We start from the raw sequence: 14603 nt of genomic DNA on the forward strand, positions 1-14603 counted from the left end.
GGCGTATTGATGAGTGGTCGGAGCAGGCGGTTGGGCCTGCTCCGGGCGGCTTACTCGCCTGACGGTTTGAACACCATGATGCCGGCGTCGTTGATCAGCGTCAGGCGCACTTTCTTCGGGTCGTACTGGATCTTCAGCGGTTGCTGCAGACGCGCCTTTATTGCGCTTTCCCGGGCCATCAGCTCGGATTCGCAGGCCATCATGGTCTGCATCAGGTTGCCCACTTCCAGCCGGTCTTCCTTCAGCTGGTAATCGCCACCCATGCCGTTGCAGCTGTTGCTCACGCCCAGGCGATCCGCCTGGAAGCTCAGCTGGATCGGCGCACGGTCGCCGCCCTGCAGGCTGGCGTCCGGATGGCCGTCGGCATCGGTGGCCTCGGCCAGTGACCAGTCGTGCTGGGTCAGGGTGGACAGGGAAACGGTCTGGGTGCTGCCACAGCCGGCAAGTGCCAGGGCCAGGATCATGGACGCCGGCAGCAGGCGCCCGGAAATGAAGTTGCTCATGGTTTCTCCAGAAAATCTGATCCGCTATCCTGCCTCACTCCGGCGCGCAGGTCGAGATCATCCGTGGCCGGGTCGGTTGCCGAAGGGAGCCTCGTTGGCGGACGCGGTCTGCGGGGTACCGGCTACCTGCACTTCCGGCAGGTGGCCGCCGATGAATTCCAGCTTGCGAATCGGGAAGGCCAGTCTTACCTCCATCCGGCGCAGGGTTTCCAGCAGCTGCAGGTTGATCTCTTCCTGGGTGTCCATGTAGTCGTTGTAGCCCGGGGTCTGCATGATATGCACGACCTCGAAGGTCAGCTGGCTCTCGTTGAAGGCGAAGAAATGGGCACGGTCGAACTGGGTGTTCTCCATGCTGTCGATGATGCGCTTTACCTCCACGCTGACCTGGCGCACCTTGTCCACCGGAGTCTGCGGGCTGATGCCGAAGGTGAAGACGATCCGCCGGGTATCCATGCGCTTGTAGTTGTGCACGGTCTGGCTGAGCAGGTCGGCGTTGGAAATGACGATCTGCTCGCCGCTCAGGGCGCGGATCCGGGTGGTCTTCAGGCCGATATGTTCGATGGTGCCTGCGATGTCGCCGAAGACCACGAAGTCGCCGATCTCGAAGGGCTTGTCGATACCGATCGACATGGAGGCGAACATGTCACTGAGCAGCGTCTGCACCGCAAGGGCGATGGCGATGCCGCCGACCCCGAGGCTGGCGATCATGGCGGTGATGTCCACCCCCAGGTTGGCCAGGATCGACAGCAGCATCACTACCCAGATGACCAGGCGCATGATGATACCCAGCAAGGTGGTGGTGACCGGGTTGCGGGTCTTGCCGTCCCGGTTCAGCGTAGTGGTCCACAGCTGCACGGCATGATCGGCCCAGAAGGCAATCTGGAAGGCCAGCACGATGAACCAGCCATGGGACATGGCCGACTCCCAGCCGGGAGACAGCTCAACGCTCTTCAGGCCGATCATCAGGGCAAAGGCGAAAAGCAGCAGACGGCTGGTTTTCGCCAGCATCGCCGAGGCGAAGAAGAAAATCCGCGAGTGGGATTTCTCGTTGCGCTGCATGAGCTGTCTGCTGACCACGCGCATGGCGACCGCCAGCAACAGATAGACACCCAGCGTGACCACGGCCAGAATGCCCAGCTGTATCCAGAGTTCGCGGTCGGTAAACAGATCCCAGTACGGCATGATGGTCCCCCGTCAGATGAGCTTCGGCCGTCCCTGGCGCAGGTAATCCCTATTTCTGTCGTTGCCCAGCGGCAGAAGTTCCGGCAGATTTGCCCGCCTGCGAGCTCTTCATTCCCTTTTCATGCGTAATCCGGAGCCCGTTCCAGCATGTATCTCGAATATTTCATCATCGCCGTCGCCACCCTCAGCGGCCTGTACTTCCACTGGTGGCTGATGGTGCGCATCCGCCGCTGGAGCAACCGGGACCTGGCCCTGTCCATGGCCGGTGAGGATCAGGCCAAACGCGATTACATGCTGGAGCAGCTGGCTCGGGCCCAGCGCGAGAAGGTCGGACGCAGGGAGCTGGAAGCCTGGCTGCAGCGGGCCGCGCAGGCCTACCCCGGGAACAGTTCCTGAGTAACCCCCGGCGGTGGCAGCGGTTGCAGCCTGTGGCGCTGCACCTGCCACCAGTCGGGGAACAGGCGGCGCACCCGGGGCTGGCCGAAGCGGTCGTCCAGCAGCCAGACGACGCCGCGGTCCTCGGGGCTGCGGATCACCCGGCCGGCCGCCTGTACCACCTTCTGCAAGCCCGGGAACAGGTGGGCGTAGTCGTAACCGCGCCCGAACAACGCTTCCATCCGCTGGCGAACCTGTTCAGTGATCGGGTTCAGCTGGGGCAGGCCGAGGGTGGCGATGAAGGCACCCACCAGCCGCTCCCCCGGCAGATCGATACCTTCGCCGAATATCCCACCCAGTACCGCAAATCCCACGCAGTGGCTGGTATCGGTGAAGCCCTCGATAAAGGCACTGCGGGCGGTCTCGTCCATGGCGGGGGCCTGCGCGCGCACGGGCAGCTCCGGCCAGTTGGCCCGCAACACCTCCAGTACCTGCTGCAGGTAGCTGTAACTGCTGAAGAACGCCAGGTAATTGCCCGGTTGCTTCCGGTACTGGTGCACTATTACTTCGCAGATGGGCAGCAGGCTGTCCGCCCGGTCCCGGTAGCGGGTCGACAGGTTGCTGACATAACGCACCTGCAGCTGTTCGGCAGTGAAAGGCGAGGCGACATTCAACCACTGGCTGTCCTCGGGCAGACCAAGCATGTCCTGTTGATAGCGGGCAGGGCCGAGGGTGGCGGAGAACAGTGTGCTGCTGTGGGCCGTGGCAAAACGCCCGCGCAGAAAGGGCGCCGGAAGCAGGTTGCGCAGACACAGGGTGGATAGCCGCCGCCGGCCGGGCTGGCCACGCAGGCTGATGTCGAACAGCGAGTGGTCGCCGAAGTGCTCGGCGAGCCGACAGAACAGCAGAGCATCCAGATAGAAGCGCAGCAGCGCAGCGTCATTGCCCTCGGGCTGGTCGGTCAGGTGATCGGTGAGGGCGCTGACCAGCTTCTGCAGGCTGAGAATGAACAGATCCGGCAGCAGAGGATGGACCTGATATTCCTCCTGCTGCTCACGGGCAAGCTGATTCCAGTGACGGTGCAGCCGGTCCAGCGCACCCTTCAAACCGCTGGGTGCGCTCTGGCGCAAGGCAAGAAAGCGCTGTTGGTCCAGCTCGGCGGTATACATGCTGCGTCCGCGCTCGATCAGGTTGTGAGCCTCGTCCACCAGCAGGGTCACCCGCCAGTCGTTGACCACGGTCAACGCATATAACAGGGCGCTCATGTCGAAGTAGTAGTTGTAGTCGGCGACCACCACGTCGGCCCAGCGGCACAGTTCCTGGCTCAGGTAATAGGGGCAGACCTGATGGGTCAGCGCGATCTCGCGGATCGCCTCCCGGTCCAGCCAGCGCCGGTCGACTGCGGCCTGCCGGGCAGCGGGCAGCCGGTCATAGAAGCCCCGCGCCAACGGGCATGATTCGCCGTGACAGGCACGGTCCGGGTATTCGCAGGCCTTGTCCCGGGCAATATGTTCCAGTACTCGCAGGGGCATGTCGGCTTGCTGGCGGTGCAACAGGGCAAGTGCATCCAGGGCGAGCCGGCGGCCGGGTGTGCGGGCAGTGAGAAAGAACAGCCGGTCCAGCTGCTGGCCGGGGAACGCCTTGAGCTGGGGGAACAGGGTGCCGAGGGTCTTGCCGATGCCGGTGGTGGCCTGGGCCATCAGCGTATGGCCATCCCGTGCGGCGCGGTAGACCGCCGTGGCCAGCTGGCGCTGGCCGGTGCGAAACTGCGGCCAGGGAAATTGCAATTGATCCAGACTGGCGTTCCGGGCCTGGCGGTGGGCAGTCTCCTGCTGCGCCCAGGCGAGAAAACGCTGGCACTGCAGCACGAAGAAATCCTCCAGCTCCCCGGCGCTGAAGGTTTCGCGGTAGGCCGTTTCCTTCTGGGTGAGGACGTTGTAGTAAACCACCGCCAGGTCGATGGCGGGCAGATCCTGTTCAGCGCACAACAGCCAGCCGTACACCCTGGCCTGGGCCCAGTGCAGCTGCCGCTGATTGTCGGCGATGCGTTCCACCTTGCCCCTGTGGGTCTTGATCTCCTCCAGCAGATTGAGCTGCGGGTCGTACCCGTCGGCACGGCCAGTCACCAGCAACTCCCGATACTGGCCGGCCAGAGGCAGCTCGCTGAGGTAATGCGGTCCGCGGCGGGCGACCACGGTCTGGTGCCCGGCGATCCCTTCCTGCGCACTGGGAGCCGGGGTGAAGCGCAGATCGAGATCGCCCGCCCGGGCAGTGAACTCACACAGGGCGCGTACGGCAATGCGGTAACTCAGCTGCTCCATCTGACGTGACAGACCTCCACCGGCATGCCGTGTTCGGCGCAGAAGGCCAGCCAGCGACGTTGATTGTCCTGCAGCCGGTCGCCGGGACCCTTTACCTCGATCATCCGGTAGCGCTGTTCTCGGGGGTAGAACTGGATCAGATCCGGCATGCCGGCCCGGTGTGAGCGCAGATCCGCGAGCAGGCGACGGAACCACAGCCGCAGATGCGCGGCCGGCAGGCAGTGCAGTGCCTGCTCCAGCAGCTCCTCAGTGAGCAGGCCCCAGTGGATGAAGGGTGTCTGGATACCCTGCTTGAGCTCCCATTGCCGGCGGATATGGCTGTGATAGCTGGCGTCCTCCAGCCGCGCCAGGCAGCGCTCGAACTGCGTCCGTCGCCGGATGTGGAAGTCGTGACTGTACAGATCAGCCGGGGCACTGTGGAACGGATGGAAGAAGGCACCCGGCAGCGGATGGAAGATCGCCTCCCAGCACAGCAGGCCGAACAGTCCCGGAATCAGGGCGTTTTCCACATAGTGTACCGGTGCTTCGTCACTGCTCAGGTGCTCACACACCGCCAGCTCCACTCCCAGAGGGTGGGGGCCCGGCAGGGTCAGCTCGATCAGTGCGGCGTCCGCCCCGCCGGTGACCGGCAGCACCGGCTGGCCCAGCTTGCGTGCAAGCCGGCGCTGGGCACGCAGCACCAGCTGCAGCTCGGCGTCGTCCTCAGGCTCGGCCAGTGCAGATTGCACCAGATCGTAGGCCTGCCGGTGCTGCTGGCGCTTTTCCAGGATACGGATCCGGCGCTGACGTGCGCCTCTCCAGCCGCTGCGCTGATACAGCTCCAACGCTGCGTCCAGCTGCTCCTCACGCTCCAGCTGCCGCGCCAGGGTGAACTCCAGTCGTGCCCGGCGGCTGCCCAGCCAGGGGTTGGACAGGGGTTCATCCCCCAGCAGGGCAACCACGTCTGTGGTCGGCAGACCGTCGTCCAGCGCCTGATGGCACCGATACAGATGACGGTAGCCGTTGATATCTTCCCGGCACTGGAAGCCGCGGGAATCCGGCGTAAGCGCCACCTGCTCGTAGCGGAACACCCCGAGCTGGGTCAGGACGAACTCTTCCCAACCCTGCCGGAGATTGCCGAAGAACATCAGCCGCAGTCCCTCGCACAGGTCGCCCACCAGCAGGGTAAACAGGCGGGCCGGGTGATCGGGACACCATTGGCAGAAGCTGCCCTGGCCGGGCCGCTGGCTGCGCAGCTGCTCGATCAGCTGGGGTTTGCGCAGGGTATGCAGCCCGGCAACGGCAGGAAGCAGCGCGAGCAGTTCCTCCCTGCGCAGCAACTTGCCGAGCTCCAGAGCATCAAGCGGGTGGTCTTCGGTGATCCAGCCCAGCTCGAGCAACGGTGCAGCGGCATCGTGAATGTCACCGATTTCCCCGTAGCGCAGCCGGTCACTGCGAAAATGCGGGCCCTTGCGCATGATCAGTCGCACAAGCAACGCCCGTGAGGTCTCGGGCAGAGCAGTAAAGCAACGGATGAAATCCAGCTCCTGCCGATCCAGCAGGTCGACATAGCGTTGCTGCAGCCAGTCCAGCGCCTGCTGGAAATTGTCCAGATAGTACAGCGGCGCGGGCTGCGGAACGGGAGGAAGTGCAGGCTGGTTGGGCATACAGTATTGTCGCCATCAGCGGCGGCCGGTGCAACAGAGCGGCGACGAACGTGCCGCCGGCTGCAGGTCAGCCGCGCAGCAGCCGCAGTCCGTTGAAGATCACCAGCAGACTGACGCCCATGTCCGCGAAGACTGCCATCCACATGGTGGCATGCCCGGTCAGGGTGAGCACCAGGAACACCGCCTTGATGCCCAGGGCCAGGGTAATGTTCTGCACCAGGATGCGCCGGGTACGCCGGGACAGCCGGATGAAGTCCGGCAACCGGCGCAGGTCGTCATCCATGATCGCCACGTCCGCGGCCTCGATGGCGGTATCGGTGCCGATGGCGCCCATGGCGAAGCCGATGTCGGCCCGCGCCAATGCCGGGGCGTCGTTGATGCCGTCGCCGACCATGCCGATATGCATGCCCTGGTCGGCCAGTTGCCGAATCTGCTCGAGCTTGTCCTCGGGCATCAGCTCGCCCCGGGCCTCGTCGATGCCCACCTGCCGGGCAATGGTGTCGGCGGTGTGCTGATTGTCACCGCTGAGCATGAGAATGCGAAGGCCCAGGTCGTGCAACTGGGCAACGGCCTCGACGCTGCTCGGTTTGACCGTGTCGGCCACCGCGAACAGGGCCAGCGGTTGCTGCGCATTGCTGAGGATGATGACCGTCTTGCCCTGACGTTCCAGCGCTTCAAGTTGAGCCTCCAGCGCCGGTGAGCAGAGCTGCAGTTGCTCCAGCAGGCGGTGGTTGCCCAGATGATAGGTCTCGCCGTCGACCTCTGCGCGGCTGCCGAGACCGGGCAGGGCGGCGAAGTTTGCCACCTCCTGCAGTGCAACACCTTCCGTGGCGGCCTGTTCGGCTATGGCTCGGGATACCGGATGATCGGAGCGCTGTGCGAGGCTGGCGGCGATAGTGCGCAGCCCGGCCACTTCCACCAGCGGCAGGTAATCGGTCTGTCGTGGTGTACCGTGGGTGAGGGTGCCGGTCTTGTCCAGCGCCAGATGGGTCAGCCGGTGGCCCTGTTCGAGAAAATGCCCGCCCTTGATCAGGATGCCCCGGCGCGCTGCCGCAGCCAGGCCGCTGACAATGCTTACCGGGGTGGAGATCACCAACGCGCAGGGGCAGGCGACTACCAGCAGTACCAGTGCGCGGTAGATCCAGTCCGGCCAGGCGCCGCCCAGCAGCAATGGGGGGACCATCGCCACGCCCAGAGCCAGCACGAATACCAGGGGGGTGTAGATACGGGAGAACTGATCAACGAAGCGCTGGGTCGGTGCGCGGCTGTTCTGTGCCTGTTCCACCGCATGGATGATGCGCGCCAGGGTGGAGTCGGTGGCAGGGGAGCTGGCGATGTACTCCAGTTCTCCGGCCTGATTGATGGTGCCGGCGAACAGCGGGTCGCCCACGGTCTTCTCCACCGGCAAGCTCTCGCCGGTAATCGGTGACTGGTCGGCGCTGGATGTGCCCGCCGCTACCACGCCGTCCAGCGCGATGCGCTCCCCCGGACGCACCCGCACCCGGTCGCCCGCGCCTATGCTGGCGAGCGGGAGGTTCTGCCAGCTGCCGTCGGCCTGCAGCACGGTAGCGCTGGGTGGGGTAAGGTCGAGCAGGCTGCGGATCGCATTGCGCGCCCGCTCCAGCGAGCGCGTCTCGATGAGTTCGGCCAGGGTGAACAGGACCATCACCATGGCAGCCTCGGGCCACTGGCCGATCAGCAGCGCACCGGTCACCGCAATGCTCATCAGGGCGTTGATGTTCAGATCGCGATTCTTCAGGGCCACCCAGCCACGGGCGTAGGTACCCAGGCCACAGAGCGCAACGGCGGCAATGGCCAGCGCGGCCACCAGCCAGTCAGGACCAGAGGAGAAATGCAGTATTTCGGCGCCCAGCGCCAGGCCGCCTGCTATCGCCAGCCGCCAGCGTTCTGCCAATGACGGGCCGGGCGCGGGTATGTCGCTCCCGGCGGAGACCGACACCGGGGTGAAGCCCAGATTGCGGATCGCCTCCAGCGCGGGGGCCAGGGCCTCGGGGGTGTGCTCGATGCTGAGGGTGCGCTCCAGCAGGTTGAAACCCAGCCGACCGATGCCGGGCATACGGCCCAGGCGGTCGGTGATCAGGCGTTGCTCGGTGGGACAATCCATCTGGGCGATGCGATAGGTGCTCACCGATGTCGTGCCATCGTCCGGCAGCGGCGGGGCTGCCGACGGAAGGGTCGGGTGTTCGCTGCCACAACAAGTGCTCATGCCATTCCTCCTCCGCATGGAGCATACGCGCTCAGGCTGCGCTTTGCATGGCGGGCATGCAACCGACCGTGACGTGCGGCTGGCTAGGGTGTCTGCAACAGGGCGGCCGCGCGCTCCGCGCCCATGGCCATTGCGAGCTTAAGCGCGGTATTGCCTTCGGCATCGGCAGCCAGTGGGTCGGCCCCGGCTGTCAGCAGACGCTGCAGGATATCCGTGCGATCAAACATGGCTGCATACATCAGCGGCGTTCGGCCCCCCGGCGGGCAACCGTTGACGTCCGCGCCGCGCTCCAGCAGCAATTCGACCATCTCCAGATCGCCCTTGAAGATTACCCCAGCCAGGGGCGTCTGGCAGCGCTGGTTGGCCAGCTCGGGGTCGCCCCCGTGATCAAGGATCAGCGCCGCGGTATCCCGCTGGCCGTTGTAGGCGGCCAGCATCAGCAGGCTGTCGCCGTTGCTGTTGCACAGGTTGGCGGGCAGGCCCTGCTCCAGCAGCTGCTGCAGCTGGAGCGTATCGCCGTGGCGCGCCATATCGAATACACGGGCGGCAAAAGCCAGCGTCTCGTCGTCAAGTTGGGGTAGATCGGCCATGCCTGAAACCTCGAAAAAGCGGATGAAGACATTGTGCACCCCGGGGATGTCCCGGGCCATCCCGAATTGCCGGAACGGGACGCAGCGTTCGGGGGTCACAGCTACAAGTATGGTGCAAATCCGTCATCCGCAAACTGAGAGGTGCATTATGGAGCTTCCCAACAAAGGGCTTCCCGAGCTTTTCGAACAACTGGGTCTGCCGTCCTCCGAGGAGGATATCGAGCATTTCTTCGCCAACCATTCGCTACCGCAGAACATGCGGCTGGTGGATGCACCTTTCTGGACCCCGGTGCAGGCGGCCTTTCTCAGGGAGCAGTTCCAGCAGGACGCGGAATGGGCGCCGGTAGTCGATGAACTCAACGTGCGCCTGCACGAGGACTGATCAAGAGGAAGTGCTGAGCCCCGGCTGCACGAATCTGGCATGATGGGTGGCTTGCCGGCGCAGTCGTTGTCTGCCGGTCCTGTTTCTGGAAAACCCGATGCCCCTTCGTTTGCTGCTCATTCTGGGCGGACTGAGTGCCTTTGGCCCCCTGGCCATCGATCTCTATCTGCCCGCCTTCCCCGCCATGGCGGGCAGTTTCGCCACGGACACCGACCGGATCCAGCTGAGCCTGTCGGTGTATTTCCTGGGCCTGGCCCTGGGTCAGGTGTTCTACGGCCCGATTGCCGACCGGTTCGGACGGCGCAAGCCGCTGATGTTCGGCATCGGGCTGTTCACCCTGGCCTCGCTCGCCTGCGCGCTGGCGCCCACCCTGGAATGGCTCCTTGTGGCGCGCTTCTTTCAGGCGTTGGGTGGCTGTGCCGGCATGGTGGTCAACCGGGCGGTGGTGCGGGATCTGTGTTCACCCATCGAATCGGCCCGGGTATTTTCCAAGCTCATGCTGGTCATGGGGGTCGCCCCGATCCTGGCGCCGCTGGCCGGTGGCTGGATGATGCTGCTCGGTGGCTGGCGCAGCATTTTCGGTTTTCTCATGCTGTTCTCCGCCGCCTTCTGGGTGCTGGTCTGGCTGCGCCTGCCTGAAACCCTGCCGGCGGACGGGCCGCGCAGCCAGCTGTCGAGCGCCCTGGGGCGCTATGGCCGACTGCTGCGCGAGCCGGAATTCATGTTCCATGCGCTGACCGGCGGTACCGCCATGGCCGGCATGTTTGCCTACATTGCCGGTTCGCCCTTCGTCTTCATCCAGCTGTACGGAGTGCCGGCAGAACATTATGGCTGGCTGTTCGGCATCAATTCCGCTGGCTTCATTCTTGCGGCCCAGCTCAACGGCAGGCTCCTGCGCAAGCGCACACCGCTGCAGCTGTTGCGTACCACCACTGTGCTTTTCATGTGCAGCACCCTGGCGTTGCCGCTGATCGCGCTGGCGGGGTTCGCGTCCCTGTGGCCGCTGATGGTGCCGCTGTTCCTGTGCATGGCGCTGCTGGCTCTGGTGGTACCCAACTCCTCCGCCTGCGCGCTGGCGGGCCAGGGGCACCAGGCCGGGGTGGCCTCGGCCTTGATGGGAACCATGCAGTTTGCCGTAGCCGGGCTTGTATCAGCGGCGGTGGGCGCATTGCACGATGGCACGGCGTTGCCGATGACGATGATGATCGCACTGTGCGGGGCAGGGGCGGCGGTGATGGCGTTGCTGGCGCGGCGGGTCGAGCGGGGGGCGGTGATGGGGTGAGCCTTCCCCCTCTCCCAACCCTCTCCCGCAAGGGGAGAGGGGGGCTGTGCGAGCTGATCTGATCAGCCAGCCTTCAGAAAACCTGAATGCTTACAGCCCGGTCACCCCTCTCCCCTTGCGGGAGAGCGGGTGACCGGGGGAGAGGGGAAGGATCAGACCCCGGTCCAGCGCTTCATTACCAGCGTGGCATTGGTGCCACCAAAACCGAAGCTGTTGGACATGATCAGGTCAACCGCCTGATCCAGACGCTCGCGCAGGATCGGCAGATCCGCTGCGTTCTCGTCCAGCTCCTCGATGTTGGCCGAGGCGGCCAGGAAGTTGTCGCGCATCATCAGCAGGCAGTAGATGGCTTCCTGCACACCGGCGGCGCCCAGCGAGTGGCCCGACAGGCTCTTGGTCGAGCTGATCTTCGGTGCCTTGTCGCCGAACACTTCACGGATGGCCTTGAGCTCGGCCACGTCGCCCACCGGGGTGGAAGTGCCGTGGGTGTTGAGGTAGTCGATGGTCCCGTCGACGGTGGCCATGGCCTGCTGCATGCAGCGTACCGCGCCTTCACCGCTGGGGGCGACCATGTCGTAGCCGTCGGAGGTGGCGCCGTAGCCCACCACTTCAGCGTAGATCTTCGCTCCACGAGCCAGCGCGTGCTCCAGTTCCTCGACCACCACCATGCCGCCGCCTCCGGCGATGACGAAGCCGTCACGCTTGGCGTCGTAGGCACGGGAGGCCTTTTCCGGGGTGTCGTTGTACTGGGTGGACAGCGCGCCCATGGCGTCGAACAGCATGGACTGGCTCCAGTGCTCCTCTTCACCACCACCGGCAAATACCACGTCCTGCTTGCCCAGCTGGATCTGCTCCATGGCGTTACCGATGCAGTGGGCACTGGTGGCGCAGGCGGAGGAGATCGAGTAGTTGATGCCCTTGATCTTGAACGGGGTGGCCAGACAGGCGGATACGGTGCTGCCCATGGTGCGCGGCACGCGGTAGGGCCCGATCTTCTTCACGCCCTTCTCGCGCAGGATGTCCACGGACTCCATCTGGTTCAGGGTGGACGCGCCGCCACTGCCGGCAATCAGGCCGGTGCGGACGTTGCTGACCTGCTCCTCGCTCAGGCCGGCGTCGGCGATGGCCTGTTGCATGGACAGATAGGCAAAGGCGGCGGCATCCCCCATGAAGCGCTTGACCTTGCGGTCGATGGCCGCATCCAGGTCAATCTTCACGCTACCGGAGACATGGCTGCGAAGGCCCATCTCCGCGTACTCGGGGTTATGGGTAATGCCGGACTTGCCTTCCTTCAGACTGGCAGCAACGCTTTCCAGGTCCTGGCCGAGGCAGGACACGATGCCCATACCGGTAATCACGACGCGACGCATAGTGATGATCCTCAGAAACTATCAGTGGAAGTGAACAGACCCACGCGCAGACCTTCAGCGGTGTAGATCTCGCGGCCGTCAACCGCCATGCTGCCGTCGGCAATGCCCAGTGTCAGGGCGCGATTGATGGTGCGTTTGATATGGATGGTATAGGTGACCTTCTTTGCAGTGGGCAATACCTGACCGAAGAATTTCACCTCGCCGGAGCCCAGGGCGCGGCCGCGGCCTTCATAGCCCAGCCAGCCAAGGTGGAAACCGACCAGCTGCCACATGGCGTCGAGGCCCAGACAGCCCGGCATTACCGGGTCACCTTCAAAATGACAGCCGAAGAACCACAGATCAGGATGGATATCCAGTTCGGCGACGATTTCGCCCTTGCCGAAGCGACCGCCTGTCTCGCTGATATGAGTGATCCGGTCGATCATCAGCATGTTGGGGGCCGGCAACTGTGCGTTACCGGGGCCGAACAACTCGCCACGACTGCATTGCAGCAGTTCTTCCCGGCTATACGCATTCTGTTTTGACATTAGAGGCTCCTGCTCTTCCCCGTTCGGTGGGGCGCTATTGTATCGGCATGGCGGGGGTTGATGAACGATAAATCCGCCAGCGTTAGCTCAGACTGCCCGGTATCGGTGAAAGTCACACCCGCCGGACAAGGCGTTGAGGATACCCGCGATGCGGGTCCAGAACAAAAAAAGGTTCGACAGCCATTGCTGGTTCCGTACAAGCCGTTGCGTTGGTATACCCCCTTGCTGCGATTCCGTGGAAGGTCGTGCTGGGGTGCAGGGCCGTGCCGACACGCTGCAAGTACGTCCATGTAAGCTCGCGGTTGTCATCCATGACAACCGACGGTCGGCCCAACCCTGCACCCCAGCACGCCAATAACCGCCGTAGCGGCTGAAAGCAGGCCCTCAGCCACTCGGCGTTTCCGCCAGTGCGTTGGTATGCCCCTGATACGACCGTTTGATGACAGGGATGTCATCAACGAGCCTACATGGATGTATTCACGGCGTGTCGTAGCAGGGGCGTACCAACGCACTGGCCAGCACGGCCACTCAAGCACTCAGCACAAAGGGCCGGACAACCATGCACTCAGGGTCTCAGGCCAGCACCCCGAATTCCTCCTGAAACCGGTCGCGCAGTTCACGCTTGAGTACCTTGCCGATGGCGCTGCGTGGCAGTTCGTCGGTGAGGATGACCCGGTTCAGCCGTTGGGTCTTGCCGACCTGGGCGTTGAACCACTGGAGTATCTCTTCGGCACTCACGCTGGCGGCGGGCTTGAGTACGGCGTAGCCGACCGGCGTTTCGCCCCAGCTGGTGGATGGCACGCCGATCACGGTGACATCGTCCAGGTCCGGGTGCTGGCGCAGTACGGCTTCCAGGTCGCTGGGGTAGATATTGAAGCCGCCGCTGATGATCATGTCCTTGCGCCGGTCCATGAGGGTAAGGAAGCCGTCTTCATCGAAGCGCCCGACATCGCCGGTGCGGATGAAACGCTTGCCGGTGCTGTCGTACCACTCCGCTTCGGCGGTCTTCTCCGGCTTGTTGAGATAGCCGGTCATCATCGCCACCGAGTGACCGACCACTTCGCCGATCTCGCCGCGCGGCAGTTCGTTGCCGTCCTCGTCGATTACCCGCATGTCGTGGCCATCCAGCGGGTGGCCGACAGTGTGCAGCTTGTGCGGATGCTGGTGCGCTACCAGCATGCAGGAGCCGCCGCCCTCGGTCATGCCGTAGAACTCCACCAGGCCGCCCGGCCAGCGGGCCAGGATGTCGGCCTTCAGCTCACCGTGGAAGGGCGCGCTGGTGCTGAACTTCATCTGGAAGCTGGACAGGTCGTAACGGTCGAAATCCTCGCGGGCCATGATCCGCTGATACTGCACCGGTACCAGCATGGTGTGGGTGGCGCGGTATTCCTGGGCCAGCTCGAGATACTTCTGCGCATCGAATTTGCCCATGAGCACCAGGGTACCGCCCAGGCCGATGGTCGGCAGGAAGGAGACCAGGGTGGTATTGGAGTACAGCGGGGTGGACATCAGCGTCACGCTGTCCGGACCATAGCCGAAGGCGATTCCGCGCTGGATGTGCGCCCAGCGCATCTGGTGGTCATGCACGATGCCCTTGGGCTCGCCGGTGGTGCCGGAAGAGTAGATGACGTTGAACAGCGTATCGGCTTCGAGCTGCACCGGGCTCGGCCGGGCATCGGCCAGCCATCCGCTGAGGCCTTGCTCCGGACGACTGTCATCCAGGCTGAGCAACGGAATATCGATCTTCCCCGCCACGGGCTCAAGCGCCTGCTCCACTGCGCCGTCGACGAAGAACAGCCTGGCTGCGGAGTCGCGCAGCATGGTCAGCAGGCCCTCTGGCGTGGAGGAGGGCGCCAGGGGCGCAACCACCATTCCGGCACGCAGGGCGCCGAGGAACATGATGACATAGGGAATCGAGTTGGCGGCGCAGATGGCCACCGCATCGCCGGGCTGCAGGCCGTCGCGCTGCAGCGCAGCCGCAGCCCGGTCGACCTGCTGGTTCAGCTGCGCGTAGCTGAGGCTGTGGCCATCCTGAATAACGGCCGGATGGTCTGGCCTGTGCGTGGCGTGCAGGCCCAGCAATGTCGGCAGGGTGGTGAACGGAGACTCCAGGGTGATCGGATAACTGACTGAAACGCTCATTTATGGATATTCCACGAACGGTGAGGACAGGCTGCCAGTGTCACAGGATGAGGCAG

12 protein-coding genes are annotated in these 14603 nt (G+C 64.3%); 3 read left to right on the forward strand and 9 right to left on the reverse strand.

Annotated features, from left to right (window positions below; all coding sequences use genetic code 11):
• Positions 1-50 precede the first annotated feature (50 nt).
• Positions 51-503, reverse strand: a complete 453-nt coding sequence (locus IEW63_RS04315; protein WP_188635324.1) for an META domain-containing protein — start codon at positions 501-503, stop codon at positions 51-53.
• A gap of 57 nt (positions 504-560) precedes the next feature.
• Positions 561-1685 (reverse strand): mechanosensitive ion channel family protein, encoded by a 1125-nt coding sequence (locus IEW63_RS04320; RefSeq protein WP_188635325.1) that lies wholly within the window; start codon positions 1683-1685, stop codon positions 561-563.
• 147 nt (positions 1686-1832) lie between these two features.
• On the opposite strand from IEW63_RS04320, the gene IEW63_RS04325 reads away from it, so the two are divergent.
• Positions 1833-2081 carry a hypothetical protein gene (locus IEW63_RS04325; RefSeq protein WP_188635326.1) on the forward strand — a complete coding sequence of 83 codons (249 nt, stop codon included), beginning with the start codon at positions 1833-1835 and terminating at the stop codon, positions 2079-2081.
• On the opposite strand, the gene IEW63_RS04330 is transcribed toward IEW63_RS04325, so the two are convergent.
• From IEW63_RS04330 to IEW63_RS04345, 4 genes are all read right to left on the reverse strand, one after another.
• The gene (locus tag IEW63_RS04330) at positions 2060-4372 is read right to left on the reverse strand and encodes an ATP-dependent DNA helicase (RefSeq protein WP_188635564.1); all 2313 of its coding nucleotides are present in this window, start codon (positions 4370-4372) and stop codon (positions 2060-2062) included. The genes IEW63_RS04325 and IEW63_RS04330 overlap by 22 nt on opposite strands.
• Entirely contained in the window at positions 4369-6027 is a 1659-nt protein-coding gene (locus IEW63_RS04335) for a VRR-NUC domain-containing protein (protein ID WP_188635327.1), read from the reverse strand. The genes IEW63_RS04330 and IEW63_RS04335 overlap by 4 nt, the downstream gene beginning before the upstream one ends.
• A gap of 67 nt (positions 6028-6094) precedes the next feature.
• A complete protein-coding gene (locus tag IEW63_RS04340; RefSeq protein WP_373288204.1) occupies positions 6095-8254 on the reverse strand; it encodes a heavy metal translocating P-type ATPase in 2160 nt (719 codons plus the stop codon).
• A gap of 83 nt (positions 8255-8337) precedes the next feature.
• A complete protein-coding gene (locus tag IEW63_RS04345) occupies positions 8338-8844 on the reverse strand; it encodes an ankyrin repeat domain-containing protein (protein ID WP_188635328.1) in 507 nt (168 codons plus the stop codon).
• Between the two features lie 148 nt (positions 8845-8992).
• Here IEW63_RS04345 and IEW63_RS04350 point away from each other — a divergent pair, with 148 nt between their 5' ends.
• Entirely contained in the window at positions 8993-9226 is a 234-nt protein-coding gene (locus tag IEW63_RS04350) for a DUF2789 domain-containing protein (protein WP_188635329.1), read from the forward strand.
• A 97-nt stretch (positions 9227-9323) separates the two neighbouring features.
• Positions 9324-10508, forward strand: coding sequence for a multidrug effflux MFS transporter (locus IEW63_RS04355; protein WP_188635330.1), 1185 nt, complete (start codon positions 9324-9326; stop codon positions 10506-10508).
• Between the two features lie 152 nt (positions 10509-10660).
• Here the strand turns inward: IEW63_RS04355 and fabB are convergent, their stop codons facing one another.
• The 3 genes from fabB to IEW63_RS04370 all read right to left on the reverse strand — a co-directional run bounded on the left by fabB (position 10661) and on the right by IEW63_RS04370 (position 14547).
• Positions 10661-11878 (reverse strand): beta-ketoacyl-ACP synthase I, encoded by a 1218-nt coding sequence (gene fabB / locus IEW63_RS04360; RefSeq protein WP_188635331.1) that lies wholly within the window; start codon positions 11876-11878, stop codon positions 10661-10663.
• Between the two features lie 11 nt (positions 11879-11889).
• On the reverse strand, positions 11890-12405 hold the full coding sequence (fabA, locus tag IEW63_RS04365; protein WP_188635332.1) for a 3-hydroxyacyl-[acyl-carrier-protein] dehydratase FabA: 516 nt from the start codon (positions 12403-12405) through the stop codon (positions 11890-11892).
• Positions 12406-12978: 573 nt separating this feature from the next.
• A complete protein-coding gene (locus IEW63_RS04370) occupies positions 12979-14547 on the reverse strand; it encodes a class I adenylate-forming enzyme family protein (RefSeq protein WP_188635333.1) in 1569 nt (522 codons plus the stop codon).
• Between the last annotated feature and the right edge of the window lie 56 nt (positions 14548-14603).

The sequence above is a fragment of the Halopseudomonas pertucinogena genome (genome assembly GCF_014646575.1).
Classification (GTDB): Bacteria; Pseudomonadota; Gammaproteobacteria; order Pseudomonadales; family Pseudomonadaceae; genus Halopseudomonas; species Halopseudomonas pertucinogena.